General features: G+C 44.7%; 12 protein-coding genes. 7 read left to right on the top strand and 5 right to left on the bottom strand.

Annotation, left to right across the window (positions count from 1 at the left end; translation table 11 throughout):
• Window positions 1–61 precede the first annotated feature (61 nt).
• Both AM1_RS28505 and AM1_RS28510 read right to left on the bottom strand, forming a co-directional pair.
• Complete coding sequence (locus AM1_RS28505) at window positions 62–1,198, bottom strand: DUF1822 family protein (protein WP_012166446.1); 1,137 nt, start codon at window positions 1,196–1,198, stop codon at window positions 62–64.
• Complete coding sequence (locus AM1_RS28510; protein ID WP_012166447.1) at window positions 1,195–2,382, bottom strand: sigma-70 family RNA polymerase sigma factor; 1,188 nt, start codon at window positions 2,380–2,382, stop codon at window positions 1,195–1,197. Before AM1_RS28510 ends, AM1_RS28505 begins: the two co-directional genes overlap by 4 nt.
• 563 nt (window positions 2,383–2,945) lie before the next feature.
• Between AM1_RS28510 and AM1_RS28515 the strand changes: the two genes are divergently transcribed.
• The 6 genes from AM1_RS28515 to AM1_RS28540 all read left to right on the top strand — a co-directional run bounded on the left by AM1_RS28515 (window position 2,946) and on the right by AM1_RS28540 (window position 9,050).
• Complete coding sequence (locus AM1_RS28515; protein WP_012166448.1) at window positions 2,946–3,167, top strand: DUF2949 domain-containing protein; 222 nt, start codon at window positions 2,946–2,948, stop codon at window positions 3,165–3,167.
• A gap of 105 nt (window positions 3,168–3,272) precedes the next feature.
• The gene (locus AM1_RS28520; protein WP_012166449.1) at window positions 3,273–3,461 is read left to right on the top strand and encodes a CPXCG motif-containing cysteine-rich protein; all 189 of its coding nucleotides are present in this window, start codon (window positions 3,273–3,275) and stop codon (window positions 3,459–3,461) included.
• Between the two features lie 425 nt (window positions 3,462–3,886).
• On the top strand, window positions 3,887–5,935 hold the full coding sequence (locus AM1_RS28525; RefSeq protein ID WP_012166450.1) for a calpain family cysteine peptidase: 2,049 nt from the start codon (window positions 3,887–3,889) through the stop codon (window positions 5,933–5,935).
• Between the two features lie 372 nt (window positions 5,936–6,307).
• Window positions 6,308–7,015 carry a cysteine dioxygenase gene (locus tag AM1_RS28530; RefSeq protein WP_238549119.1) on the top strand — a complete coding sequence of 236 codons (708 nt, stop codon included), beginning with the start codon at window positions 6,308–6,310 and terminating at the stop codon, window positions 7,013–7,015.
• A 52-nt stretch (window positions 7,016–7,067) separates the two neighbouring features.
• Window positions 7,068–8,021, top strand: a complete 954-nt coding sequence (locus tag AM1_RS28535) for a DMT family transporter (RefSeq protein WP_041660673.1) — start codon at window positions 7,068–7,070, stop codon at window positions 8,019–8,021.
• A gap of 18 nt (window positions 8,022–8,039) precedes the next feature.
• A complete protein-coding gene (locus AM1_RS28540; RefSeq protein WP_012166453.1) occupies window positions 8,040–9,050 on the top strand; it encodes an ATP-grasp domain-containing protein in 1,011 nt (336 codons plus the stop codon).
• A 109-nt stretch (window positions 9,051–9,159) separates the two neighbouring features.
• Here AM1_RS28540 and AM1_RS37865 read toward each other — a convergent pair whose 3' ends face one another.
• Both AM1_RS37865 and AM1_RS28550 read right to left on the bottom strand, forming a co-directional pair.
• Window positions 9,160–9,984 carry a DUF3298 and DUF4163 domain-containing protein gene (locus tag AM1_RS37865; protein ID WP_012166454.1) on the bottom strand — a complete coding sequence of 275 codons (825 nt, stop codon included), beginning with the start codon at window positions 9,982–9,984 and terminating at the stop codon, window positions 9,160–9,162.
• 104 nt (window positions 9,985–10,088) lie between these two features.
• Entirely contained in the window at window positions 10,089–10,856 is a 768-nt protein-coding gene (locus tag AM1_RS28550; protein ID WP_012166455.1) for a roadblock/LC7 domain-containing protein, read from the bottom strand.
• 505 nt (window positions 10,857–11,361) lie between these two features.
• On the opposite strand from AM1_RS28550, the gene AM1_RS28555 reads away from it, so the two are divergent.
• The gene (locus AM1_RS28555) at window positions 11,362–11,844 is read left to right on the top strand and encodes a Rab family GTPase (protein WP_012166456.1); all 483 of its coding nucleotides are present in this window, start codon (window positions 11,362–11,364) and stop codon (window positions 11,842–11,844) included.
• A gap of 7 nt (window positions 11,845–11,851) precedes the next feature.
• Here AM1_RS28555 and AM1_RS28560 read toward each other — a convergent pair whose 3' ends face one another.
• Window positions 11,852–13,078 (bottom strand): MBL fold metallo-hydrolase, encoded by a 1,227-nt coding sequence (locus tag AM1_RS28560; RefSeq protein ID WP_012166457.1) that lies wholly within the window; start codon window positions 13,076–13,078, stop codon window positions 11,852–11,854.
• Between the last annotated feature and the right edge of the window lie 148 nt (window positions 13,079–13,226).

Genomic DNA, 13,226 nt, shown 5'->3' on the forward strand with positions numbered 1-13,226 from the left:
CGAACCTGAAACAGAGGATTGTTATGAAACGGTTGGGTTGTCCCATATTTTATCTTTAGGTCTATACCTGAAAGGCTTCTGATACCGAAGCTGTTCCTAAACTGACCTGTATTGTGAAGCGATCACCCGTTGATGCATCAAAGCGATACCGAATAAATTCATCATCACTGCGGCTAATCACTTCCTTAAACACGTCTCCAGAATCCGTCAGAATTTTTAGGTGTAAATCGGGGGGCAAGGTTAACCGTTCACCTGTTGGATAGACACTGGCCTGAAGATTAATTCCCGACTCCATGGCAGAAATCGTCATCATTAGGGACACCTGGCAGCCCCCTAACTCAACCCCCAAGTCGATCAGTTTAGCCCGTTTGATTTGGGTATCCATAAACGCCCCAACTAGCTGAGGGGCAATCAGCTCATTGATGGCCTGCCAGCCTTGCTCAAACTGATGATTTAACCATTGGCTGAGCTGAATGGCTTGGGAAACAGAGGGCTGGGGTTGCGAGAGTGTGATCGCATGTCGTCGCCATTGCTGATTTCCGAGAATGCTGGCCCAAGTATTAAAGCTAATATGTCGAGCTGCAAAGGGTAGTGGGGTTTCCCTTAGCAAGTCCCATGCATGGGTCAATTCATCTAAGTGTGGGGCAGTTAAGGCTGAAACTCCGTCCCTAACTTGGGTCTCAGGAAAATACTTCTGCTGCAACCACAATAAATTTAGGGTTTCGGTTAACTGCTCACGCTCCAGCCTATAGGTTCGATTTCTGGGGATAAACTGCCCCTTTTTCTTCACGGTTTTGTGCGTGGTCACGCCCCATAACCGCAACCTTCCTTCTTCTAAATCCACCTGGACTGCTACGAAATAATCGGCTGCCAAATTGGGACTATTGACCCATTCTTGAGGAACCTGTACTCCGTCTAAATCCCAAGCTCTACTGGGTAAACAAACGAAACGAAAATTGTCGGATTCAATTCCAATACCATTCAGCCCCAACTGCCACAGATCTTGTTGCAGGTCCAGTCCCTTAGCATTGGGAAAGTATTCACGAAAATAGGGCAAAACTACCGTTTCACAGATTTGATTTAGCGCCATAAGATCATCAATCTGTGGGGAGAGGGGACCTGTTGTCTCGTTGGAAAGGATCAGAGGTTCAGGAAGTTCTAACCAAACATGGTCAGGAGTCAAATCATAGAGACTCATGACTCGTTGCCTCCTGACTGGGTTTGACAAATAGACCATAGCCATTGGCTCACTGCTGCATTAATAGTTTCTACATCGTTGACCTGGAGAGAAATATGCAGATGATCCCTAGACCATTCCAGAAAGCGATCGGTCACAATGGTTTTTACTTTATTGAGGGTACGGGACACAGTGGATTGATTAATGCCGAGCTGTTGGCTAATGTCTTTTTGTTCTTGCCCTTCCCCGTAGTAAAGCTGGACGATCGTTTTGGTGTGGACATTTAAGCGATAGGTTTTGAGGTCTAAACCCTGCCATTCTTCCCGCAACCAAGCCAAGATTTTGGTATGAATCGCACCATAATCGTGAAGGGAGTCAGCCCTCTCTGGGTCGTCTGGGGCTGCAATTACATCAATCAGTTCCTGTTGCCCTTCCGTTGAGAGGGGCTGGTTGATAGAGACTTCGGCTGGAGCCATATATCGAAAGACCGCTTGACCACTCGTTTTGACCCATTGTTGGATGGTCTCCAGCTCTTGAGGGTGCGGCATTAAGAGGTTGTAGGTAGACACAATATCTGACCATATTTCTGGAGAGGGGGCTTGCGTTTTTCCCTCTCGTTTAATTTTCGCTGGTTTATAAAGCTCCACATAGCAATCCCAGGCCTGTAGATGACACTCCAGCAGTGAGTCCTGGATTCCCATCGCGATTAAGGCTTTGCGGACGCGGGTCTCGCTGGTATGGAGTAACAAACTCCAAAGGGTATGACCATAGCTTTTGTCCTGACGGCGGAGTTCATCCAGAATGCGCCATTTGAGAAAGAAGCTAGCATAAGCCCCTAAGTTGGGATTAAGGATAGGATTGAAGGAGGTCAATAGTTTCTGGAAACACAGCACGCCTTGGCTAAACAAATCGAACAATGGCCGATCATTGCGATGTTGGTAGGTGGACCAAAGTTGAGATGCAACCCGATAACACGGCTCTTGGAGATAGGCATATAGATGATCTCGGCTGATCGTCTGGTTATGCTGTTGCCATTGCTGATGCCAGTAAGCGACCCAATATTGACTTTCGCCGCTACTCACCTGTTGGAGACTTCTTTCCATGTGGCGGCTTAATCGTGGATCAGTTTGCCAGCGTTGAAACCGTTCCTCCGACCACGCAATAAAGGTGGAGAATTGCTCAATCAGACTCTCTCGTTTATCCATAAACAGTCAAGAAACGTTATGGGGGCGTCATCCTTGAAGAGTATCGTTGGCCCCTAATCACAATATGCAGATGGACTGATGCATACTCCGTTTTTACCTCATGATACTGGTCCCTTGTAGAAGGAATCCTGTTGGTACTTCCCTGGGTAGGGGCCTCTATCCGTCTATTCACCACCAGACTATTAAGTGGAGTCTATTTTCTTTATTGACGAAATATCTTGAGAAGTAAACGCAAAAACATTTAGAAAATATAAATAATTTTGCTTTGGATGATGTTTAAAAAGGGGATTAACTGAAAAGTGGGTTGTTATATGAATATAAACAACCTGATCTGTCCTCAGATATACGGAAGACGGCTGACCCACACCACTAAATCTCTCCATAGTTATACGGAAAAACCCCTGAAAACCATAGACTTCAGTATTTCTACCGTTAGCTAATGGCGTCTGGGTTGGCACTATATTACTAACCAGCTACCGTTGCGAGCTGACTGAGGATAGTAAGGGAGACTTCCTCAAATCACATCAAATGAATACCCCTTTCTTTTTTTGGATTAGGCAATCATGTCATCTTCACTTCAGCAAAAATTTATAAATTTTCTCCAAAATGATTTAGCGATTTCCACCGCAGAATTGAATGTTGCCCTGCGTCGTCAAGATCCATCGTTGGGGCAGCTACATATGGTCCTATGGCAACATGGACTGATCAGCCTTAATCAACTCAATTCCGCCTTCGAATGGCTTGAGCGGGAAGCCTCAAATCCTTTGGAAGTGCAGGTTGCCTAACATCGCTATCAATATCCAACTCCTTCATAGTCCGGTGCTCTTTTGCCGTCCACAGTAAGCTTAAGAAGGATAAATCAGGAATTTGGAAGGATATCGATCTGATTCATGGAAACCACATCAGACTATCAATGCGCCTATTGTGGAGAATTTAACACCACGTTTATCGATATCAGTGCAGGCTTCAGCCAGTCCTATGTAGAAGATTGTCAGGTCTGCTGTCGTCCCAACTTACTGTCTGTGAGTGTGGACCGAGAAAGCTTAGAGATTCAAATCGCTACAGAATATAACGGATAGTTGTATTGCTATTGGCCATGCGGGAGTATGTGCCTGCTTTGTATCAGTAATTTAGCAACTTCAACTAGGAAAAGGGTTTTGCCGCAAACAGAAATTGCAGGTATTAGACTTCTATGAGTTTCATAGATGAAAAAGCGACCTTGTTTTGCAGCTTTAGTATCCTACTTGGTTATGAGAATAAATTAAGATTGTTGTCATCAGAGTCTACAACCCGATAAATTCACCTTTATTTTTCCTGCCTCTTGATCTAGCTGTCGTCTGCTCTTCTGGAGTTGTTAGTAGACTTGAAAAAATCAGAGGGTTGAGCTGTGGTTGAAATTTGGCATTCAGATTACTGATTCCAAGGCTAAATATAAAGTTCTACTCAGTGAAAAAAATAATAAACGAAAATTTAAATGATTTTCTAGGAAGTTAGGAGCGGGTTGATGGGTGACCGATTATATGCGAAGAAAGAAAAAATTGCCCAACCTGTTAATAAAGCTACTCCTTATACCGTTGCGGCTCAACCCCTTCAAGTTCATAACATTACTGAGACTAGGTCGAATGAAGAAGGGCTGGCTGAACATACTGAGCGACTAGAGAAGTTTCAGCGGCTGAATAATTCATTTATCCAAACGGGGCCACCTAGACCTTGTAGTGATATAACCCGTCCGTTGCAACTAAAAACCTGGATACAACCAAAGCTAATGATTGGGAAGCCTGGGGATAAGTATGAACAGGAAGCAGATCGAGTCGTAACTCAAGTTGTTCAACAAATTAATGTCCCTACTTCTAACAAACCAAATCTAGGTCAGCCATTTCAACTGGAGGGCATATCAGAAGGGGGAAAACAACCGAAAAGTGTACATACTTCTATGCAGTGTCATCAAGCAATCACAGATGAGTTGCCCCATGTAGTTCTGCGGAATGAAGGAACAATAAAAAAATATGGAATCATTCAGCGAGAACCAATAGAAGAAAAAATAGAGGACACCGACATTGAAATTCTCACCGGAACTTTCAATCGAGAAACTGAGATTTACGACATGAAAAGAAAGCTTAAAGATACCGCAAAAAAAGGAGACCGCGAAACTTTCAGCCGAATTGGGACGACCATATTGTTTGTAAAAATTGAAGGGGAAGAATGCTATGTTCCAAAAGATAACGTTACCCTGGATACCTTTGTTAGTTCAAAGCAACCTTTATTTCCTGAGGGTGGACTGTCACCACGACCAGAGGACATAAAACAAGGTCCAATAGGAGATTGTTTCTTACTAGCTGTTGCAGGTAGCATTGCACATACAAATCCTGAATTCATCAAGAACATGATGAAAGATAAGGGTGAGACTGTCTCAGTTCGGTTTTACCAGGTCGAAGAGCATAAGGGTGATAAAGATAAAAGGAACTTCACCCCTTTTGAGGTCACTATAAATAAATCGGTGGTCAAGACAGACTCAGGTGAAGATGCCTACGGGAAAGGTGCACTCTGGACACAGATTTTAGAGAAAGCATATGTAGCTTCAGGGATTGATCCAACACAGGAGCTGACGAAAAGACGTAGTTCACGCTCATATAATGTTTTTGATGATGGAGGGACAGCCTCGCTTACCTTTCAACTCTTACTGGGTAAACAAGCTGATTGGGATTACATCTATAGTGGATACGATCGTGCTGATAACAAGATACTTCCTTGGTCTACAGAGGAGCGGAAACTCGGAAAAGAAAAGCGCTATACAAAGATGGTTTCGTATGGGATTTTCGCCGGAGACACAAAATTGATAGATTTGTGGCTAAAGTACCTCAAGACCACTGATAAAAACGGCGAGGATCCCATTGCTCAACTATTCAATAGTCTTACAGACTTTATTCCACCTCAAGCTGAGGCTATCGTTGTCCCGCACCGGGGCACACCTTACTATGATGATGAGATCCGAATTGAGAGCTTTGAAGGAAAGTTCAAGGATGACAAACTTGATAAGAAAGTAGCTAAGCCTATGATTGCTTGGCTTTATAAATCGGGACATTATCCAGGAGAGCAGGGAAAAGCCCACAAGGTTGTTACTGGCGAGGCACAGTACTCCAAACCTCAGTTAGACTTCTATCAAGAGATCTGTAAAGCCCTCAAATCCAAAAAGCCAGTTGCATTAAAAACTAAAGATGTACCCATTCCCAAAATAGATCAAGATAAAGATGCTCCCAGCACAGGTGAAGTTAAAGGTAAAGGTTACCTTGGCTCGCACTATTACAGTGTTCTTGACTGCGTTACTGGCGTTACTGATAAAGATGATAAGACAACCACCGTACCCGGCGTGAATCTCCATTGGATAAAGGTGCGTAACCCCTGGGGAAGCTATGGTGTTGCGTATGATTATGATAAGAAGTTAGGCAAATTGGTGAGTAAAACTGATGAAGTTAATGGGGAGTTCTGGCTTGAACTGAGTGATGTGACTAAACACTTTAAGTCGATTCATACGACCATAGACGATAGACGTTGATAATTGATAAAAGCAAATCCACCAGTGATAAGTCCGTTAATTGCTTCAGATGTAAAATTTTCGATTTATCTGACACTCTGAGAAAAAGAATAAGCTCTCTTATGTAAATATCGGCTTACCGCCTAGGCCCTGTCTCTTAACAATACGACCGTTTGCCTTAATCGTGTAAATGAATTCTCAGGAGATTCCTGCATTACTTTAGAAGGGCTTAACGCATTTCTCAGGGAACCTTCAGTTCCCAGACCTAACTTGGCTAATAAGAGGTTTTCTTAACCTTGATTGCCCTTTAGAGCAATACTGTTGGGAAGAATCTTTCTATGTAGTCACTCGGTTTGGTTGATGTTAGTGCAAGTTGAAATACCCTCTCTGCGCATGCCCAAAAGTCTGGAGTCTTTAATCCAGCTGATTCGCAAGCAGTCTCAAATAACGCCTCAGATTGCCTGTCAATGTGTGCAGGATGCCAATATCCAAGCTGAAGACCTGATACTATGGGCCGATTTTGACCATCCCCTTGCCGATAGTTATGGTCGACATTTGGTTTATGACGGGGGACATTTTGAAATTATGGTGATGTCCTGGGCTCCTGGGGACTTTAGTGCCTTCCATGATCATGGTTCGGCTCAATGGGGAGCGGTCCAGTCATTCGGTCAAGCGGAGCATAGTGTTTATCACTTTGAGGATAGTTTACTGACAACGCGGGCCATTATGCCGTTTAATGCTGGGACGATTATTCCGGTGGACCATGATTTAATCCATCAAATGGGAAATCCTAGCTCCCAACCTTTTCTGAGTTTGCATGTGTATGGCACTGAGTTTCCCCAAGAAGCGATTACTGGTAGCGCTCGTATCTTTGATTTATTTGCAGGCAAGATTCAATTCACCGATGGGGGCGTCTTTTTTTGCCTCCCAGAGGAACTGATTACCCGGGAAATTGCGGGTCTAAAAGGGGACCGGCAAACGACCCTACGCCATCACCAACAGATGTTAGCCCGGATCCAGCGGATGGAGGAGCCTCTTTCTGCTCCATTTCAGCGAGCGGTCCAAGAACTCCGCATTCAGATTCATCAACTCCAGGGCTAGTTCTATCCCTGATTTATCCGTTTATCTCCATAGATTGCCAACATCGAACGTTATGTTCAATCCCAAATTCTTGTTGGTGTTGTCTCGGGCCTTGCGTTCCCTTGGCACACCCTTGATTGCATTTCTACTCCTGAATGCCCCCGACTTAGCTGGGGATGTGATGCATCCCGTTTCCTTCTGTAATGTCTTGTTCCTAGGCAATCTTTGTGCAGCCCTTGTGGTTCTTTCTCGATTTGGTTGGAAATCCATTTGGCAAGATTGGCAACGACTGCACCATCGGGTTCGCCTAGGTCTTGTGATTAATGGCTGCTTAGCAGTGGTTTTGTCGGCATTGATTTTTCTGGCACTGACGGATACAACGGTCACCAACACGGTGCTATTAGGCCGTCTGGGGCCTGTGATTTATGCCTTGGCAGGAGCGCTTTTCTTTCGGCAGCGGATCACCAAGCCGGAATGGGTAGGATTTTCCCTGATTGGTGGAGGTGTAATAGCGTTAGCCCTGCAGCAAAACCAGTTTCAATTTTCCCATGGCGATCTGTTGATCATTGCTTCAGCATTTATTTATGCCCTCTCCGCTTTGGTCAGCAAGATATTGCTGTCTAAGTCTTCAAGTCTGCGAGTGGTGGTTTTTACCCGGAACGCATTTGCAGCGGTTGTGTTCTTTGCGATCGCAATTAAGTTATTTGGTCCGGTACACTTTGTCGACATCTTTTCAGGGCAGCTATGGCTAATTATGCTGATCTATTCCCTGTTCGTGATTGTGATTTCTCAGTTTGCTTGGTTTGCCGCCCTCAAGCAGCTTGATTCCCAAACTGTAGCGCGGTGGACCATTCTCTCCCCCGTTTTCGGCATAGTGTATGCCTTTGTGCTCAATGGAGAACGCCCTTCTTATACTCAAGGCGTTGCCTTCTTGATCATTATGACGGGGGTGCTGATTTCCAATGTCAGGAAGAAACAGCCCAAAGGTCTCCCAGAGGGTGGAGAAAACAGCTTATCTGCAGCCTAACTCTATAAGAAAACGACTATGAAACTTCTTTGTATTTGCGATCCATCCCTCTACACATCCCCGTTACAGGATGTACCGACGACCTACCAATATTTTGCTCAACATCCGCAGATTGAGTTGTTTCATGCCCCTGCAGAATGGGTGAGCGATCCGTATCAAGTTCAGGCGGCAGTGGTGCCTCATGCCCTCACCTATGATCAGTTTTTGCGGTTAGATACCTTACCGCGCTCAGCGTATACCTTATCGGAATTTGATTTAGTATTTTGCCGTCGTCTTAAGCCCTTTCCCCCTGGATATCTCAATATTTTGGGGCAATGGTCCCAGCAAGTCCGATTTGTAAACGACCCTATCAGTAAACTGGAGCAAATTCAGCCTGACTTTTTGGCTAAGGTCGCTGGTCCCTATATCCCTGAGACCTTGATTACCAGTGAGTTGGAGGACGCTTACGGTTTCCTAGAACAGCATCAAACCATTGTGGCCAAACGGTCTAATAGCTGTGGGGGCAGAGGTGTTTTCAAGATTTGGCGTGAGGCGGGCCATTTTTGGGTGGATAACTCATTGACCGGAACTCGCGATTTCTCCTCCTTTGAGCGGGTGATGGGATATTTACTGGGCAATGTCCCTGAACCGCTGCAATTTGTGCGGTACTTAAATAACGTTTCGGCTGGCGATAAGCGAGTGGTGGTGGTCAATGGTGAAATTTACGGGGCCTACGTGCGACGCTCTCGGACCGGATATTGGGTGAATAATGTCAGTGTGGATGGCGACTGTGCCCTGGCAGAGGTGACACTAGAGGAAGAAGCAGCGATTGCGGGGACGGTGGGAGCCTATTGCGATCGCAACCTCCATACCTTGGGATACGACTTTTTGCTAGACGATGACGACATCTGGAAAATCAGTGAAATTAATGCTGGCAACATCGGTGGCTTTGCCCGCTTGCAGAATTTAACTGGGGAACCGATCTGCGATCGCTTAACGGATTGGATGTTGGCCTATGCGGGTGATCTGAAACCCTCCAAGCGCCGTTGAGTTTGTTGGGATCTGTGAGTGTCCGTTCAATAAATCTAGCGGGGTTATCGAAGGTAAAACGAGTTCTTGTAGCTTTAGTTTAGGTCACATCGTGGGTCCCGTGTATTGATTAAGAGTGATTTGGAATCAAAGCAATCTGATCTTTAAGGAGTCCCTTAAGTTCTCCATAGGGAATTACCACTTCCGTTGGACCCATGACATAGGGACTAACTTCGTAGGTGTTAAAAAAGAAGATCAGCCCCCCTGGAGCCAGAGCAAAATTGGTATTCACCTTAAACTGGTCATTCTCAAACCAAAACCCAACTTCATTCAAACTCGTGTTGGTCTCTAGTTCCCTGGCTTGGCGAAAATGCTTTTCCGCAATCCTATTCAGCTTTGGGGCATATCCCTCCACAAATAAATCCGCCAGCTGAATTTGTTTGCCTGTTTTGGGATTATAGTTCCAATAGGTGCGACTGGAATTGGGATGAGCCCCACCGGTATACCAGTAATGGGAATATTGAAGACTCAATAAATTGGAACGATTTTGTAGGACTTCTACAGTTTTCTCATCTGCCCAGACCCCTTGGTGAGGGAAGTCTTGCTTTGAATTCTCGTAGCCTTTAAGGAACTTAACCATTGCTTCTTCAATGGTTTGAGGATCGTTCTCTAGTGAGGCTGATTGCAGCAAGAACTGCTTGATATTCCTGTTGATGGAATCGATGGCATCTGATGAGTGTATCGCTTCAAAATGGGGATAGCTTACTTTGATCTGGGTACAGGGTGTTTTGGGTAAATGGGCACAACGACCATCCATTTTGACCCGTTCATTAACTGTAAAAGGAATTGCATCACCTCCCTGAGGTGACGCTGGATTGGCAATTCCGTGACTGGCGTAGAGCACCGTCACTAATCCTAAGACTCCAATGGTCCAAGCCTTGCGGGGCTGATTCATCCCTCAATTTCCTCAAGTCACCTGTCATGCCACATTAGCTCAGCTCATGAATAGGCGACTGTGACTCAGGTCAGGATATCTGAAGAACTCAAGCTTGAATCCGGTTACTCCGATAAGATTCGCTTTTGAAAGTCTAAGGCTTTTTGGGAATCAGGAATCTGTTGGGCCAAGGCATTGACGAAATCCATCAGCCGTAAATTTGGGTTTTGAGTGAGGGTGCGATCGCAAATCAAGGATGCAATGGGACCAATGATTTCCGCCAACTCTTTTTGACAATAGGCAATTTCAAATTCATCTAAATGGATGGGCAGCGTGGGTGCTGATGAAATGGATGGAACATAAGAGGAGGATTGTGCCCCATTTGAAGTTGGATGAGGAGGGTTGGTATGGCTTGCTGCAAGGCTGGAGGCAGATGCTCCATTGGTTGCGGGCGACATAAGGGTGCCAACCGAGGCCTGATTAATTAACTCCGTTGGTCGGTAGCTTAATTGCACAACCGTTGCATCGTGGTCAGGGGCTCTGAGGGATGTCCTTAGCCTGTCTAAATAATGGTGAATGTAATGCAATAAATAGCCAGAAGGAACATCTTGGGATCGAATGAGTAAAAAAATGTCTTGAAGACATTGGGTTAAAATTAAGTACCCTTCAAGGGCTTGAATCGTTACCCAATCCACCGCATTCCAGTGGCATTGCTCACTTACACATCCTGCTAACTGCAGCATGGAGCCTGCCATAATGCTAGTTGAGGTTTCAGAGAGGCCAATAGGATGGGTTAGGAGCTGCCCTTGCGGAGAAACCATCACTGCACCTTGAATCTCAGTGGAGGCAGAAACAAAGTCGTTCAGTAATGTCTCAATCGTTACCTTATTCATTCAGTTTTTTTAGGCCCATTCAAATCAGAATCTAGGACCTATTCCCCCCTTATAGCTATCTACCCCGTTTTTGAAAAATTTGCAAATGATCAGGCAATAATTTTCCATATCCTTCATTCTTTAGTGGCCAATAGTAAGCCTGTTAGGTTTACACCGGAAGGGATGTAGAGAGCCTGACACTATCCTATAGTTTTATTTTTTTGTGTTTGAAGTATCAATTTTTTCTGATTTAACTTCTTGGCATACCTTGGGTGATGCATCGTCATTTGTTCTTGTTAAGAAGAGGACTAAGTCTAAAAATTGGCATATAAATAGTACTGAAATATTGATTTTAATTAATCCTAGAATCTTTAACTAACAGAAATGTCAATAGTAATTGATTGGATTGCTGTCGACCCGATTTTTACATTCTTATTTGATGCTTTCTAGCCGGATTGAGTAATGATATGCTGCCTCAATGGCGATATAGTAAATCTAAGATCTGAGTGCAGTAGTCTAGGCCGTAATGATTAAGCATAAAGTTGTAATGTTAGGAATGTGGGGCGTTGGTAAGACCAGTTTGGTCCAACGTTTTGTCAATAGCATTTATGATGATAGATACCACTCAACTCTTGGGGTTAAGGTCGATAAAAAAGTAATCTTACTGGGCGGAGAACAGGTCACACTTTTGCTTTGGGATATTGCAGGAGCAGAAGATCAGTTTTCAGTCCCGCTTCACTATTTACATGGAGCATCAGGGTATTTAATTGTGATCGATGGGACACGAAAAGCTTCCCTTGAATGTGCTCTGGAACTTGTAAGAATCGTTGAAGAAAATTTAGGCCAGATTCCTTATGTACCCATCATCAATAAATCTGACTTAACTTGGGAAGTGAGCTTAGATGAAGTGATTTTTCATTTGGGTCAAGGAAGGCGAGTGTTTGAAAGTAGTGCCAAAACAGGAGATCAGGTTGAAGATGCCTTTCTCGAATTGGCTCGAGCCTTGTAAAAAATGTTTAGAGATCAATAACGGTTTCTGCCCTAGCTAGCTCAAAATTAAGCCCTGTCTGTTTGCTTTTGCGTTGTAATGTTTCATCCAGCCAATTTCGCTCCGACCAATCACGATTAGGATCATGATGACCGATGTAGGTCTGTTTGATCCGACAGCGTGTGGCCATATCCAACACATCTTCAATACAACTATGCCCCCAGTCCAAGCGTGAAACACCATGGGGAGAGCCAACTCCTAAATCGCCGTCATACTCAATTCTTAAAAATTGACCATCTCGATACAGGATGTCCGCATCCATGCTGTGTTGGCATAATCGTTCTTCAGCTTCTAGGCTGGCAATTTGTAAGGGATGATCAGACTCTTTACCTCGGCGAAGTTCATGATCTGTACAGAAAATAAAGACTTTACCACCCCGCTCAATTCGATAGGCTAAACAGGGGCTGGGGTGAAATACTTCAAAGGGCTGAAGAATTGTTTCCCCCAGGTGGATGGGATGACCTAGATCTTGATACTGATCGACGAATTTATCTGGAGTATCAGGAGGCGGATCGGTTTGAAAGTCTCGAATCTCGCAGGAATGGAACTGGGCAGGCATTAATTCATAACTTAAGGGAGTTTGTACCCCCTTGAGTCGATAATCCACCTGGTGGGAAAAGATCCCTAATATTTGATCGAGGGCTTGAAGATATTGGCGGTTGGCATACACATGTATATGGTTGCGAGGGTCAAAGCAAACGGCAGCCTGGTCAAATCCTTCTGTATGGTCAAAGTGGGAGTGGCTACCGAAGATGTACAGGTGACGGCCCGTTCCTGATGGATGTTTTGAGGGGAGTGAGGATTGTGCTTGCTCCTCTGTTCCCCACTTGTGCATGATGTCCTTGGCACAAAGCCGAAATCCAGTTCCGCAATCTAAAACGATATCGTATTGATCTGCGGTTTCTATTCGGATACAGGTGGTCCATCCCCCATAAATGCGTGCTTGCGAACGTTCCAAACGGTTTCGATAGGCTGCAAGGGTTGCCTTGTTGAAGGGGCCACCCAGTAGCTCTTCTATCGTTGTGTTTAAGCGACCATCAGGGCCAGCCCGTTTCTGTAGATCTTCAAATACCTGCTTAAGTAAATCTTGGTCCGTCAGGGCTTGATATGCTCTTCGTTCTTGGAAAGAAGGATAGATTGATCCACTTCCTTGCACACCATAAAAGTGAATTCTCAGATTTTCAATGTCGCTCATGGCCGTAGTTTACCCAGATGGCGCTGAGGGGTTGGCTGAAAGACTATTCTTATTCTGGAGGATAAAGAAAAAGAATGGTAGAAATTTATACTTAGCCCTAACTCATACTGAGTAGATGTTTCAGCTCTCAGTCTTTAAGTTAGGACAG

It is taken from the genome of Acaryochloris marina MBIC11017 (assembly GCF_000018105.1).
GTDB lineage: Bacteria > Cyanobacteriota > Cyanobacteriia > Thermosynechococcales > Thermosynechococcaceae > Acaryochloris > Acaryochloris marina.

Coding starts and splice junctions, on each gene's coding strand:
- AM1_RS28505 (WP_012166446.1), bottom strand. CDS start 1,198: ATGAGTCTCTATGATTTGACTCCTGACCATGTTTGGTTAGAACTTCCT.
- AM1_RS28510 (WP_012166447.1), bottom strand. CDS start 2,382: ATGGATAAACGAGAGAGTCTGATTGAGCAATTCTCCACCTTTATTGCG.
- AM1_RS28515 (WP_012166448.1), top strand. CDS start 2,946: ATGTCATCTTCACTTCAGCAAAAATTTATAAATTTTCTCCAAAATGAT.
- AM1_RS28520 (WP_012166449.1), top strand. CDS start 3,273: ATGGAAACCACATCAGACTATCAATGCGCCTATTGTGGAGAATTTAAC.
- AM1_RS28525 (WP_012166450.1), top strand. CDS start 3,887: ATGGGTGACCGATTATATGCGAAGAAAGAAAAAATTGCCCAACCTGTT.
- AM1_RS28530 (WP_238549119.1), top strand. CDS start 6,308: ATGCCCAAAAGTCTGGAGTCTTTAATCCAGCTGATTCGCAAGCAGTCT.
- AM1_RS28535 (WP_041660673.1), top strand. CDS start 7,068: ATGTTCAATCCCAAATTCTTGTTGGTGTTGTCTCGGGCCTTGCGTTCC.
- AM1_RS28540 (WP_012166453.1), top strand. CDS start 8,040: ATGAAACTTCTTTGTATTTGCGATCCATCCCTCTACACATCCCCGTTA.
- AM1_RS37865 (WP_012166454.1), bottom strand. CDS start 9,984: ATGAATCAGCCCCGCAAGGCTTGGACCATTGGAGTCTTAGGATTAGTG.
- AM1_RS28550 (WP_012166455.1), bottom strand. CDS start 10,856: ATGAATAAGGTAACGATTGAGACATTACTGAACGACTTTGTTTCTGCC.
- AM1_RS28555 (WP_012166456.1), top strand. CDS start 11,362: ATGATTAAGCATAAAGTTGTAATGTTAGGAATGTGGGGCGTTGGTAAG.
- AM1_RS28560 (WP_012166457.1), bottom strand. CDS start 13,078: ATGAGCGACATTGAAAATCTGAGAATTCACTTTTATGGTGTGCAAGGA.